This window comes from Roseomonas fluvialis, from assembly GCF_022846615.1.
Lineage (GTDB): Bacteria > Pseudomonadota > Alphaproteobacteria > Acetobacterales > Acetobacteraceae > Neoroseomonas > Neoroseomonas fluvialis.
Map to the genome: position 1 here is coordinate 1,854,480 of NZ_AP025637.1, position 11,810 is coordinate 1,866,289.

Below are 11,810 nucleotides of genomic sequence, written 5' to 3' on the forward strand. Positions count from 1 at the left end.
GTCAGGCGATCTCGACCCTGAAGGATTCGATCACGGTGTTGGCCAGCAGGCGGCGCGCCATGGCCTCGGCGGCGGCACGGGCGGCGGCGGGGTCTGTCTCGGCCAAGTCGAGTTCGATCACCTTGCCCGCGCGCACATCCTGCACGCCCGCGAAGCCCAGCCCTTCAAGCGCCTGGCCGATCGCCTTGCCCTGGGGGTCGAGCACGCCGGCCTTGGGCATGACGTAAACGAGGGCCTTCATGAGTGGTGCATCCGCTTCACGTCTCCGGTGCTTGCCGCCTTGCGGCCCGTGCGAGGTCCGCGTGGTGGTTCCGCCCGCCGACGATCGGGCGTCATTGCATCACCTCCGGCCCGGACATGTCGCGCGGGCCGGCCTCGGGCAGGATGCCGAGACGGCGGGCAACTTCCTGGTAGCCTTCCTCGACCTTGCCGAGGTCGCGGCGGAAGCGGTCCTTGTCCATCTTCTCGCCGGTCTTGGCGTCCCACAGGCGGCAATTGTCGGGGCTGATTTCATCCGCGAGGACGATGCGCATCTCCTCGTTCTCCCACAGCCGGCCGAATTCGAGCTTGAAGTCCACCAGCGTGATGCCGACGCCAAGGAACAGGCCGGTCAGGAAGTCGTTCACGCGCAGCGTCAGGGCGACCATGTCGTCGAGGTCCTGCGTGGCCGCCCAGCCGAAGCACGTGATGTGCTCCTCGGCCACCATCGGGTCGTTCAGCTGGTCGTTCTTGTAGTAGTATTCGATGATCGAGCGCGGCAGGCGCTGGCCCTCGGTGATGCCCAGGCGCGTGGCGAGCGAACCAGCCGCCACGTTGCGCACCACAACCTCGAGCGGAATGATCTCGACCTCGCGAATGAGCTGCTCGCGCATGTTCAGTCGCCGGATGAAGTGCGTCGGGATGCCGATTTCGTGCAGCCGCGTCATCAGGTATTCGCTGATGCGGTTGTTCAGCACGCCCTTGCCGGTGATGGTGCCCTTCTTGGCGCCATTGCCGGCGGTGGCATCGTCCTTGAAGTACTGCACGAGGGTCCCGGGCTCCGGCCCCTCGAACAGGATCTTGGCCTTGCCCTCATAGAGTTGTCGGCGACGCGCCATGGCGAAGAAATTCCTTGTCGCCGCGCGGCCGGGGGGCCGCGCGGACTCCGGCGGGGTATAGCAAGCAGGTTCCGGGGTGACCATGACGCTCCCGGCGATGGCTGGGCTGCGTGGCTGTCAGGCGTGCTGGTGCGCCAGGTCGAGCCGCACGAATCGGCCCGGCGCAGGGCGTCCCGCACAGAAGCGCCAGGTCACCTGGCCATGGGCGCCCAGCGCCAGCAGGCTCGAACTGACCGTCCCGAAGCCGCCGAGCGGGGCGATGTTCAGCATGGCGGCCGCGCCATCAACCGGGTCGGGCGTGTCGTCCGCCAGCAGGGTTTCCCACGCAATCCATGCATCCGTGGCCGGGTCGGGGACGGGGCTGGCGCGGAAACGGGGCAGGTGGCGGCGAATGCGGGGGCTGTCAGGGTCGTTCGGGTCATGCGCGGTGACCATGCTGAGGCCTTCCGGCAGGTCGACCGCGTCGATCGTTCCGCTGCCGAGGCCGCGCAGGAACACCGCGCGGCCTACATCGGCGACAACCATGTTGAAGGGCCGCCAGTCGGAGGCGGGCAGCGCGGCGATGCGGCACGCCGCCGCGGCGGCGTCGCGTTCCGCCGCAGCCATCAGGGGAAGGTCGCCACGCGACCGCTTGCCCGGCGCTGGTCCCAGGCTGCCCGGCCGATTCAGGACCGCGGCGACAATCCCCGTCTCACCAAGCGCCATCCATGTGCCGCCGGCGCTACGGTCGCGCCCGCCAAACACGCCCGGATGGTCCGGCCAATGCGGTGCGGGCGGGTCCCAGGCGCGGTCCAGGCGTTCATCGCGGTTGGCTGCGATCAGGAGCGGCCAGGGATGCCCTGGCCGCCGCAGGAGGATGACGGTGCACATCGCTGACCACGCTGTGCCAGCCGGGGTGGGACGGCAAGCGGGCGTACGGTCAGAACCGGAAGTTCAGCGATACGCCCGGACGTCCGTAGTACACCGGCGGCGGCGCGTAATAGACTGGCGGGGGCGCGTAATACACGCGCGGCGGGGGCGCGTAGTACACGCGCGGCGGCGGGGCATAGTAGTAGCGGGGCGGCGGCGGCCCGTAGTAGGCGCGCGGCGGCGGCCCCCACCCACGGCCCGGATGGCCGCGCCAGCCATCGCCGGCCTGCGCCAGGGACGGCACCGCAAGGGCGCCCAGGGCCGCGAGCGCGGCAGTGAATCCGATGGTCCGGAGTTTGGTCATTTTCCCGGTCCTCCTCATGAACTGGACGTTAACCGCGGCCTGAGGCGGAATCACGGCGGCAGTGCCGCATCACGGCCATGTGTCAGGCGGCACCGAACACCCGGGCGAAGACCGTGTCGACGTGCCGGAAGTCCCGTTGCGGGTCCATCGCGGCGTCGATCGCGCCGGCGTCGAGCCAGCGCGTGACCTCGGAATCGGCCAGCAGATTGGCGCGGAAGTCCCGCCCGCCGGGAGACCCCAGCGCCTGCCAGGTCGCCATCGCCGCGCGCTGCACCGCGGCATAGGCATCCTCGCGGCTCATGCCAGCCTGCGTGAGGGCCAGCAGCACTTTCTGGCTGTGCACCACGCCGCCCAGCGCATCGAGGTTCGCCTGCATGCGCTGCGGATAGATGGTGAGCTTTTCCATCATGCCCGCGAGGCGCATCAGGGCGAAATCCAGCGCGATGGTCGCGTCGGGCGCTATCACGCGCTCGACGCTCGAATGGCTGATGTCACGTTCGTGCCACAGCGCAACGTTCTCGAGCGCCGGCGTGACGTAGCCGCGCACCAGGCGGGCCAGGCCGGTCAGATTCTCGCTCAGCACCGGGTTGCGCTTGTGCGGCATGGCGCTGCTCCCCTTCTGGCCGGGGTGGAAGAACTCCTCCGCCTCGCGCACCTCGCTGCGCTGCAGGTGGCGGACTTCCGTGGCCAGGCGCTCGATCGCGCTCGCCACGATCGCCAGCGCGCAGAAGAAGGCGGCGTGGCGGTCGCGCGGGATGACCTGCGTGCTGACCGGTTCAACCGACAGGCCGAGCCGTTCCGCCACGAAGGCCTCGACGCGCGGATCGACGCTCGCGAAGGTGCCGACGGGGCCGCTGATGGCGCAGGTCGCGACCTCGGCGCGCGCAGCGACCAGGCGTTCGCGGCCGCGGGCGAATTCGGCGTAGTGGCCCGCCAGCTTCAGCCCGAAGGTGGTGGGTTCGGCATGGATGCCGTGGCTGCGCCCGACCGTCGGCGTCATGCGGTGTTCCATGGCGCGCATACGCAGCGCGGCGAGCACCGCGTCGATATCCGCAATCAACAGGTCGGCCGCGCGCGTCATCTGCACCGCGAGGCAGGTGTCGAGCACGTCGGAGCTCGTCATGCCCTGGTGCATGAAGCGCGCGTTCTCTCCGATGCCTTCGGCCATGAAGGTCAGGAAGGCGATCACGTCGTGGCGCGTGACGCGCTCGATCTCGTCGATACGTGCGACCTCTGCCTCGCCGATCGCGGCGGCGCGCGGCGCGCCGCGATCGCGGATGTCCTGCGCGGCCTGTTGCGGAATGGTGCCAAGCCCGGCCATCGCCTCGGCTGCAAGCGCCTCGATCTCGAACCAGATGCGATAGCGCGCGGCGGGGGACCAGATGGCTTCCATCTGCGGGCGGGAATAACGCGGGACCATGGATCGCGGGCTCCGGACGTGCGGTGCCACGGTGTGGCGCGCCGGGGCCCGGGGCGCAAGGCGCTGCCGGCGGACCGGGCAGGGTTGCAGCGGGTGGCAAGGGTCGGTATTGCGGTTTGTACACGTAACGCAAAACGACCGCCGGGGGCGTCAGCGAAATGATGGAAATGATGCCCGAGTGGTTCCAGCCACTCATCATGGTGCTGTTCATCGACGTGGTGCTGGCGGGTGACAACGCCATCGTCGTCGGTATGGCCGCGGCCGGCCTGCCGGCGGACCAGCGCAAGAAGGCGATCTTCTGGGGCATCATCGCCGCGACGGTCATGCGCATCGCCTTCGCGTCGATCACGGTGCAGCTGCTGTCGATCGTCGGCATCGTGCTGGCCGGTGGCGTGCTGCTGCTGTGGGTGTGCTGGAAGATGTACCGCGAACTGCGCGATGGCGGCGGCCACAGCCACGATGCGACGGAACAGACCGAGGGGGTCGAGGCGCTGGACGGCGAGTCCACGCCAGGCGTTCCACGCAAGACCCTGCGCCAGGCGATCACGCAGATCCTGGTCGCCGACATCTCCATGAGCCTCGACAACGTGCTGGCCGTGGCCGGTGCCGCGAAGGACCATCCCTACATCCTCATCATCGGCCTCGCGGTGTCGGTCGTGCTGATGGGTGTCGCCGCCACGCTGATCGCCCGGCTGCTCGACAAGCATCGCTGGATTGCCTGGATCGGCCTGCTGGTCATCCTGTATGTGGCATTCCAGATGATCTACGAGGGCACGCATCAGGTCGCGACCGCGGTGCCGGAGGCCTATGCCTACTTGTTCCTGCCGCTGGGCTTCCTGGTGCCGACGATCGCGGGCGTGTTCCCCGTCTGGCTCTGGGTGGGTGCCACCCTGATGCAGATGGTCATCTACACGACGGTGATCACCGCCGTGGCGGGGGCAGTCCGCGACTTCCTGCGACCAGCGCGTGCCTGACGCGCACCCCTGGCGGCGGCCCAGGCCCAACATGGCCCAGCCCGCCGCCAGCCCTGGTCATGCGCAGCCGCGCGCCGGTTGGCGGCGCGCCGTCGTGGCGGGAGGGGCGCTGCTCGCGCTCGGCGCTTGTGCTGCCCTCGATGAATCGCAGCGCCCGTCGCTCGAGGCGATCGGGGCGCGAATGCCCAACGAGATTGCCGGCTTCCAGCGCGGCGAAAGCCCGCAGCGCAGCACCGAGGTCCTGACACTCGATTACGCGACGCCGAGCCGGGCCGCGGTCGCGACAGTGCTGGTCTATGCCACCGGCGGCCGGTCGGTGCCCTCGGACCCATCCTCGCCGGAGATCGACCGCGAAGTGACCTCGGCCGTGATGGAAGTGACGGAGGCGCCACAGGGGCGCACGGGACGTCGCCTGACCGAGCGCAATCGCTTCACCATCGCGGATCCGGGCCTGCGCTGCGCGGTCATGGAGGGCGCTTTCGGCCGTGCCCCCGTCACCCGGCATGTCTGCGTGGGCGCGGCACAGGGGCGGATCGTGAAGGTGCAGGTCACCATGGCCACCGCGCGCGTGCCGGCCGCCGATGCTACGGCCTTTGCCGCCCAAGCGCTGCGGGCGGTCCGCGGCGGCTGAACCCTGCGGCCGGCGGTCAGCGCAGGCAGCGCAGGAACAGCGTGGATGCGTGCGCCAGCTCGCCGATTTCGGCGGCGGTGCGCATCGTGCCGGTTTCCTCAAGTTGCGGCTGCACGCCGTGCTCACGCATGAAGTCCACCGCCTCGGTGTGCTTCACGGCGAAGTTCACGTTCTGCGGGATGTCGCCGGTCGCCTGCGCGATCCGCTGGGCATTGAGCTTCGACACGATCACGCCCACCACATGCCCGCGCAGGTCGAGCAGCGGCCCGCCCGAATTGCCCTGCTGCACCGGCGCGCTGATCTGGATCTGCCGCGCGTTGTCACCGAGCCCGGCCAGCGCCGAGACATCGCCCGTGGTCAGTGTGGGGCCCGAGGAGAGCAGCCCGGCGAGCGGAAAGCCGTAGGTCACCACGGATTCACCGCGACGCATCTCGGCGGCACGGCGGAAGGGCAGCACCGGGCCGGCATCCGCATCGGTGCGCAGCAACGCCAGGTCGCGCTGGGTGTCCGCGGCGATCACGGTCGCTGCAATCTCCTGGCCGCCGGGCAGGCGCGCCGTCATGGCGGTGCAGCCATCGACCACGTGTTGGTTCGTCATGATCTGGCGCGGCGCCACCACGAAGCCGGTGCCCGAGGACACCTGGCGCCGCTGCGCCGGCGGCGCGCCGCCCTGGCCCGGTGCGGCAGCTTGGCCGGGACCTGTCGCGCCGAGCGGCGGGGGCTTGTTGCGCGGCAGCGCGGCCATCTGGCCCGGCGGGGGCTGCTGCGGCTGCCCGAAGCCCGGCCCCGGCAGGCCGAATCCCGGCTGCGGCAGGCCAGGTCCGGGCTGGCCGAAGGCGGGCGGCCGCGCCGGTCCGCCAAGCGGCGGCGGCTTGTCGCGCGGCAACGCGACCTGCGGGCCCGGACGCTGCAACTGCGGCGCGGGCTGCTGGGGCGGCGGAAGATTGCCGAGCGAGCCCGAGGGCTTCTGCGCGGCGACCGGCACCGCTGCGAGCAGCGAGGCCAGCGCAATGGCAAGGGGCGTTGAACGCATGCCGCAAGGGTGACGGCACGCCGGCCCTGCGGTCAACGGCTGCCGCGTGCCCCGGCAGCAGTCGTCGCGAAGCAGTTCACAGCAGGCCTTCGCGCCGGAAGGACAAATGCCGCCCGTTGCCCACCACCAGATGGTCGTGCAGCACGATGCCGAGGCTGCCGGCGGCGGCCTTGATCTCCTGCGTCATGTCGAGGTCGGCGCGCGACGGCGTGGGGTCGCCCGAGGGGTGGTTGTGCACCAGGATCAGCGCGGTCGCCTGCAATTCCAGCGCGCGCTTGACCACCTCGCGCGGGTAGACCGGCGTGTGGTTGACCGTGCCGCGGGCCTGCGCCTCGTCGGCGATCAGCCTGTTGCGTGTGTCGAGGAACAGCACGCGGAACTGCTCGACCCTTTCGCGCGTGAGCGCCGCGGTCAGGTATTCGAGCAACCGGTCCCAGTTGTTCAGCACCGGACGGTCCATGACCTCTGCGCGAACCAGGCGCAATGCGGCGGCCTGCACGGTGCGCAGCGCGGCGGCGCCGGCTTCGCCCAGGCCCTCGACCTCCCGCAATTCATGCAGCGGCGCGGCGATGGCGTTGGCGAAGGAGCCGAAGCGGGCGAGCAGCGCGCGGGCGATCGGCTTGGTGTCGCGCCGCGGCAGGGCGAGGAACAGCACCATCTCGAGCAGTTCGTGGTCGAGCAGCGCGTCGGGCCCGGCGCCGAGCAGCTTTTCGCGCATGCGGGCGCGATGTCCGAGATGCCCGGGGACTTCCTCCGGCGGGTCCATCATGGTCAGAAGGCCGGGCATTGCCTCGGCCAGTCCGGGTTTCCTGCGCATGCGCCTCGCTGCCGGCGAGAGGCGCCGGACGCGATGGAGCGTAGAGAAAATCTACCGGAAGTAGAAGCGCCGTCTCAGCCGGCGGTGTAGGGGCGGTGCAGGCCGGCGGGCGAGAGGGTGAAGATTTCCACGCCGGTTTCGGTCACGCCGATCATGTGTTCGAACTGCGCTGAAAGCGAGCGGTCGCGCGTCACGGCGGTCCAGCCGTCATCGAGGATCTTCACCTCGGGCCGGCCGGCATTCACCATGGGTTCGACGGTGAAGAACATGCCCGCGCGCAGCTTCGGGCCTTCGCCGGGGCGGCCGAAATGCAGGACATTGGGCGGCGCATGGAAGTGCCGCCCGATGCCATGGCCGCAGAAGTCCCGCACCACCGAGAAGCGGTGCCGCTCGACCAGCACCTGGATGGCGTGGCCGATGTCACCCAGCGTCGCCCCCGGCTTGATGGCGGCGATACCTTTCATCATGGCCTCGTAGGTCACGTCCATCAGCAGCCGCGCCTTGGTCGACGGCGTGCCGGCCACGAACATGCGCGAGGTGTCGCCGTACCAGCCATCGAGGATGGCGGTGACGTCGATGTTGACGATGTCGCCGTCGGCCAGGACGCGGTCGCCCGGGATGCCGTGGCAGACCACATGGTTGACCGAGGTGCAGGAGGATTTGGTGTAGCCGCGGTAGCCGAGCGTGGCCGGCACTGCGCCATGCGCGACCATGAAGTCGTGGCAGAGCTGGTCGATCTCTCCGGTCGTGACGCCCGGGCGGACGTGCTCCGCGATCATGTCGAGCGTCAGCGCCGCCAGGCGGCCAGCCTTGCGCATGCCCTCGAAGTCGGCGGGGCCGTGGATGGTGATGCGGCGGGAGTCGCCGCCTTGCTGCTCCATAGGTCGGATCCGGATCGCGGCGAGAGGTGAGGCCGGAAGATGCGCGCTGGCCCCCCCGGTTGCAAGCGTCAGGGCCGCGATCCGGCCTTGTCCCCGGCGCGATGCTCGACGGTGCCGAGCGCATCCGCCAGCCGCGCGGTCGCGCTGCCCGGGCGCGCGGGCTTCGACTGCGTGCTGGCGGGCCCCCAGCCGGTGAGCATGAGCAGGCGCAGCGTGGCGGGCGCATCGGCGCCGAGGCGTGCAGCCGCCATGGGGAACAGCGCGCGGGGCGGGATGCGCCCGTCGCGTGCCAGAACCGCATTGCCTTCGCCGGCCGCGCGCAGGTCGGCCAGCAGGGCGAAAGGGCTGCGGTAGCGCAGGTCGATGGCCTCGGCATCCGCGACCGGCAGGGCGAAGCCGGCCCGCTGCAGCAGCCCCGCGCCATCGCGCAGATCGGGGAAGGGGGAGACGCGCGGGGAAAGGCCGCCGCGCAGGTCCAGTTCGGCCTCGGCCAAGGCGCCGCGCAGTTCGTGCAGCGTCGGCAGGCCGGGCAGGGCGGCGAGGAACAGCCCGTCACGGGCCAGCGCACGCCGGATCTGCACCAGCGCGCCAGGCAGGTCGTTCACCCAATGCAGCGAGAGACAGGCGACCACCAGGTCGAAGCTGCCCTCGCTGAAAGGCAGCCATTCCTCGTCGGCGGCGACCGGCAGGCCGCCCGCACCCGACGCCATGCGGGCCGAGAGGTCGGCGGAGACGACGAAGGGAATGCCGCGCGCGGCCAGGCGCGGCGCCACCACGCCGCGTCCCCCCAGGTCGAGCGCGCGGGTGAAGCGGTGCGTCGTGTCGTCCAGCCGGTCGAGCAGGCGGTCGGCGGCCTCGCCCAGGATCGGTTCGACGCGCTGCACGGTGGCGGCGGCGCGGTCGCGCCGGCGTCGGACCAGGGCGCGGTCGAAGACCTGGGCGGGATCGCTCATGGCGGGTCAGATGCGCCCGGCAGGGGGCTGGGGCAAGCCGCTTTGGCCGCGCGGGCGGAACGGACTAGCCTGCGCGCCACCGAACAAAGAAACGGAACGAGGACCGCCATGGCGAAGCAGATCGACGCCGCCACCCTGAAACGCCTGATCGGGGAGGGGCGGGAACGCGCCATCCTCGATGCGCGGGAGGAAGGGGAGTTCGGCGGGTCGCACTTGTTCTGGGCGATCCCGTGCCCGCTGTCGAAGATGGAGTTCCGCGCCCGCCTGCTGCTGCCGCGGCGTGAGACTCCGGTGGTCTGCGTCGATGGCGGGGAGGGGTATGCGGCGCGGCTCGCGGCATATCTGGAAGGGATCGGCTGCACAGATGTCGCGGTGCTCGAGGGCGGCACGCCGGGCTGGGCGGCCGCGGGGTATGTCGTGTTTTCGGGCGTGAACGTGCCATCCAAGGCCTTCGGGGAATGGGTGGAGCACCGCTACGAAACGCCGTCGGTCGATCCTGGCGAACTGAAGGCGATGATGGACAGCGGCCTCGATATGGTGGTGCTGGACAGCCGCCCGATCGACGAGTTCCGCCGCATGACCATCCCGACCGCGGTCAACGTGCCGGGCGGCGAGCTGGTGTACCGGATCGGCGAATTCGTGACGCGGCCCGAGACCACCATCGTCGTGAACTGCGCCGGGCGCACGCGGTCTATCCTGGGTGCGGAATCGCTGCGCAGCGCGGGCGTGCCGAACAAGGTGGTGGCGCTGCGCAACGGCACGATGGGCTGGGAACTGGCGGGCTTCACCTGCGACCGCGGCCGCACCGACCGCTACCCGGAGCGCGACCCGGCCGGCCTGAAGGACGCCTTCGCCCGCGCCGACCGGTTCGCCCGCAAGCACGGCGTGAGCTTCGCGACACGCGCGGAGTTCGAGGCGATGCGCGCCGATGGGTCGCGCACGACCTACTTGCTGGATGTGCGCGACCCCGCCGAATTCGCGGCGGGGCACATGATCGGCAGCCGTTCGGCACCGGGTGGACAGCTGGTGCAGGCGACCGACCAGTGGGTCGCGGTGCGCGGCGCGCGGATCGTGCTGGTCGACGATACCGGCGTGCGCGCCCGCATGACCGGCGGCTGGCTGCGCCAACTCGGCGGATGGGAGGTGGTGGTGCTGACGGATGGGCTGTCGGGCCGCCGGGAGGAAGGCGCGTGGGCGACCGAATGCCCCGAGGCGAAGGCGATCCAGGTGCCGCACATCAGCCCGGCGGAACTGGCGGCGCTGGCCGCCGAGGGTGCGGCGCAGGTGGTGGACCTAGCGCGGTCGATCGACTTCCGCGACGGGCATGTGCCGGGCGCGCTGTGGGGCATCCGCACGCGGCTCGACCGCTTGGCGCCGCGGCTGACAGGCGACCGCCAGGTGGTGGTGGCCGCGCCCGAGGACGCGCAGGCCCGCCTGGCCGCCGCGGAACTGCGCGGCTTCGCCCGCGCGCCCGTGAAGGTGCTGGCCGGCGGCACTCGCGCCTGGAAGGAGGCGGGCTTCCCCATGGCCGCCGACCGCCGCAACCCCGAGGATGCCGACTGCGTCGACTTCTACCTTCGTCCCTACGACCGTAACGAGGGCGTCGAGGAAGCCATGCACGCCTACCTCTCCTGGGAAATCGACCTGGTGCACGAGGTGGCAAAGGACGGCGACGCGCCGTTCGGTGCCTGGCCGTGACCCGCGCGTGACCGCGCTGCGGCGGCTGCAGGGCGGGCTGCGCCGGGCTTCCGGGCGCGTGCTCGACGTGCTGCTGCCGCCGCGCTGCCTCGCCTGCGAGGGGGAGGTGGCAGAGCAGGGGACGCTGTGTGCCGCCTGCTTCACCGGCCTCTCGCCGATCACCGCCCCCTTCTGCGCCCATTGCGGCGTGCCCTTCACCCATGCCGAGCGTGCGGTGCTATGCCCGCGCTGCGAGGTGCGGCCGCCCGCCTTCGCCACCGCCCGCGCCGCGCTGCGCTACGATGCCGGGGCGAAGAAGCTGATCCTGCCCTTCAAGCATGCGGACCGGACCGACCTAGCCTGGCCGCTGGCCCGGCAGATGGCGCGGGCGGGCGCGGAATTGCTGGCGCGGGCCGATCTCGTCGTGCCGGTGCCGGCGCATTGGCGGCGGCTGCTCGGGCGGCGTTACGATCAGGCGGCGCTGCTGGCGCGCGCGCTCGGGCGGATCGCGGACCGCCCCGTGGCGCCCGACCTGCTGCGCCGCGCCCGCCGCACGCCACCGCTGGCCGACAAGGGCGCTGCCGAGCGCGCTGTCACGGTGCAGGGCGCCTTCGCGCTGGCACGGGACGGCGCGGCACGGGTGCACGGGCGGCGGGTGTTGCTGGTGGATGATGTGGTGACCTCCGGCGCCACCGCCGAGGCCTGCGCGCTCGTCCTGCTGGAGGCCGGGGCCGTGGCGGTCGAGGTGCTGGCCGCGGCGCGGGTGCCGGACCCCCGGCTTCGCGACGCGTAGCAGGCGGCGGCACCTCGCCCCCGCCCGCTTGACCGTGGCGTGCGCCATGCCACCTTCTCGGTATGGCCAAAGTCGAGATCTTCACCACCGATTTCTGCCCCTATTGCGCGCGCGCCAAGGCGCTGCTCGACAGCAAGGGCGTGGCGTATGACGAGATCTACGCCCCCAACGGATCCGAGGCGCGCCGCCAGGCGACCACGCGATCGGGTGGGCGGACCACGGTCCCGCAGGTGTTCATCGACGGCCAGGCGGTCGGTGGGTCGGACGACCTGCACGCACTGGACCGAGCCGGCAAGCTGGACGCGCTGCTCGGCGCGTGAC

At 71.2% G+C, this 11,810-nt stretch carries 13 protein-coding genes and 1 pseudogene; 5 read left to right on the forward strand and 9 right to left on the reverse strand.

The window, feature by feature from the left end; genetic code table 11:
- Position 1: 1 nt before the first annotated feature.
- The 5 genes from purS to purB all read right to left on the reverse strand — a co-directional run bounded on the left by purS (position 2) and on the right by purB (position 3,730).
- Entirely contained in the window at positions 2-241 is a 240-nt protein-coding gene (gene purS, locus MWM08_RS09060) for a phosphoribosylformylglycinamidine synthase subunit PurS (protein WP_244459120.1), read from the reverse strand.
- Between the two features lie 91 nt (positions 242-332).
- The gene (gene purC / locus MWM08_RS09065; protein WP_230165044.1) at positions 333-1,097 is read right to left on the reverse strand and encodes a phosphoribosylaminoimidazolesuccinocarboxamide synthase; all 765 of its coding nucleotides are present in this window, start codon (positions 1,095-1,097) and stop codon (positions 333-335) included.
- 117 nt (positions 1,098-1,214) lie between these two features.
- Positions 1,215-1,967 (reverse strand): NRDE family protein, encoded by a 753-nt coding sequence (locus MWM08_RS09070; protein WP_244459121.1) that lies wholly within the window; start codon positions 1,965-1,967, stop codon positions 1,215-1,217.
- Between the two features lie 49 nt (positions 1,968-2,016).
- Positions 2,017-2,310, reverse strand: a complete 294-nt coding sequence (locus MWM08_RS09075) for a hypothetical protein (protein ID WP_244459122.1) — start codon at positions 2,308-2,310, stop codon at positions 2,017-2,019.
- An 82-nt stretch (positions 2,311-2,392) separates the two neighbouring features.
- Entirely contained in the window at positions 2,393-3,730 is a 1,338-nt protein-coding gene (purB, locus tag MWM08_RS09080) for an adenylosuccinate lyase (protein ID WP_244459123.1), read from the reverse strand.
- A 158-nt stretch (positions 3,731-3,888) separates the two neighbouring features.
- Here purB and MWM08_RS09085 point away from each other — a divergent pair.
- Positions 3,889-4,527 (forward strand): annotated as a pseudogene (locus MWM08_RS09085) (TerC family protein); the annotation flags it as partial.
- 208 nt (positions 4,528-4,735) lie between these two features.
- Positions 4,736-5,335, forward strand: coding sequence for a hypothetical protein (locus MWM08_RS09090; protein ID WP_244459124.1), 600 nt, complete (start codon positions 4,736-4,738; stop codon positions 5,333-5,335).
- 16 nt (positions 5,336-5,351) lie between these two features.
- On the opposite strand, the gene MWM08_RS09095 is transcribed toward MWM08_RS09090, so the two are convergent.
- The 4 genes from MWM08_RS09095 to MWM08_RS09110 all read right to left on the reverse strand — a co-directional run bounded on the left by MWM08_RS09095 (position 5,352) and on the right by MWM08_RS09110 (position 9,019).
- The gene (locus MWM08_RS09095) at positions 5,352-6,368 is read right to left on the reverse strand and encodes a S1C family serine protease (RefSeq protein ID WP_244459125.1); all 1,017 of its coding nucleotides are present in this window, start codon (positions 6,366-6,368) and stop codon (positions 5,352-5,354) included.
- A 76-nt stretch (positions 6,369-6,444) separates the two neighbouring features.
- Positions 6,445-7,155, reverse strand: coding sequence for a RadC family protein (radC, locus tag MWM08_RS09100; RefSeq protein WP_423816045.1), 711 nt, complete (start codon positions 7,153-7,155; stop codon positions 6,445-6,447).
- A 104-nt stretch (positions 7,156-7,259) separates the two neighbouring features.
- Positions 7,260-8,066, reverse strand: coding sequence for a type I methionyl aminopeptidase (gene map, locus MWM08_RS09105; protein ID WP_244459126.1), 807 nt, complete (start codon positions 8,064-8,066; stop codon positions 7,260-7,262).
- A 68-nt stretch (positions 8,067-8,134) separates the two neighbouring features.
- Positions 8,135-9,019, reverse strand: coding sequence for a methyltransferase domain-containing protein (locus tag MWM08_RS09110; RefSeq protein ID WP_244459127.1), 885 nt, complete (start codon positions 9,017-9,019; stop codon positions 8,135-8,137).
- Between the two features lie 108 nt (positions 9,020-9,127).
- Between MWM08_RS09110 and MWM08_RS09115 the strand changes: the two genes are divergently transcribed.
- From MWM08_RS09115 to grxC, 3 genes are all read left to right on the forward strand, one after another.
- On the forward strand, positions 9,128-10,717 hold the full coding sequence (locus MWM08_RS09115) for a rhodanese-like domain-containing protein (protein WP_244459128.1): 1,590 nt from the start codon (positions 9,128-9,130) through the stop codon (positions 10,715-10,717).
- Positions 10,718-10,724: 7 nt separating this feature from the next.
- Entirely contained in the window at positions 10,725-11,489 is a 765-nt protein-coding gene (locus MWM08_RS09120) for a ComF family protein (protein WP_244459129.1), read from the forward strand.
- Between the two features lie 62 nt (positions 11,490-11,551).
- Positions 11,552-11,809 carry a glutaredoxin 3 gene (gene grxC / locus MWM08_RS09125; protein WP_244459130.1) on the forward strand — a complete coding sequence of 86 codons (258 nt, stop codon included), beginning with the start codon at positions 11,552-11,554 and terminating at the stop codon, positions 11,807-11,809.
- Position 11,810 lies beyond the last annotated feature (1 nt).

Coding starts and splice junctions, on each gene's coding strand:
- purS (WP_244459120.1), bottom strand. CDS start 241: ATGAAGGCCCTCGTTTACGTCATGCCCAAGGCCGGCGTGCTCGACCCC.
- purC (WP_230165044.1), bottom strand. CDS start 1,097: ATGGCGCGTCGCCGACAACTCTATGAGGGCAAGGCCAAGATCCTGTTC.
- MWM08_RS09070 (WP_244459121.1), bottom strand. CDS start 1,967: ATGTGCACCGTCATCCTCCTGCGGCGGCCAGGGCATCCCTGGCCGCTC.
- MWM08_RS09075 (WP_244459122.1), bottom strand. CDS start 2,310: ATGACCAAACTCCGGACCATCGGATTCACTGCCGCGCTCGCGGCCCTG.
- purB (WP_244459123.1), bottom strand. CDS start 3,730: ATGGTCCCGCGTTATTCCCGCCCGCAGATGGAAGCCATCTGGTCCCCC.
- MWM08_RS09090 (WP_244459124.1), top strand. CDS start 4,736: ATGGCCCAGCCCGCCGCCAGCCCTGGTCATGCGCAGCCGCGCGCCGGT.
- MWM08_RS09095 (WP_244459125.1), bottom strand. CDS start 6,368: ATGCGTTCAACGCCCCTTGCCATTGCGCTGGCCTCGCTGCTCGCAGCG.
- radC (WP_423816045.1), bottom strand. CDS start 7,155: ATGCCCGGCCTTCTGACCATGATGGACCCGCCGGAGGAAGTCCCCGGG.
- map (WP_244459126.1), bottom strand. CDS start 8,066: ATGGAGCAGCAAGGCGGCGACTCCCGCCGCATCACCATCCACGGCCCC.
- MWM08_RS09110 (WP_244459127.1), bottom strand. CDS start 9,019: ATGAGCGATCCCGCCCAGGTCTTCGACCGCGCCCTGGTCCGACGCCGG.
- MWM08_RS09115 (WP_244459128.1), top strand. CDS start 9,128: ATGGCGAAGCAGATCGACGCCGCCACCCTGAAACGCCTGATCGGGGAG.
- grxC (WP_244459130.1), top strand. CDS start 11,552: ATGGCCAAAGTCGAGATCTTCACCACCGATTTCTGCCCCTATTGCGCG.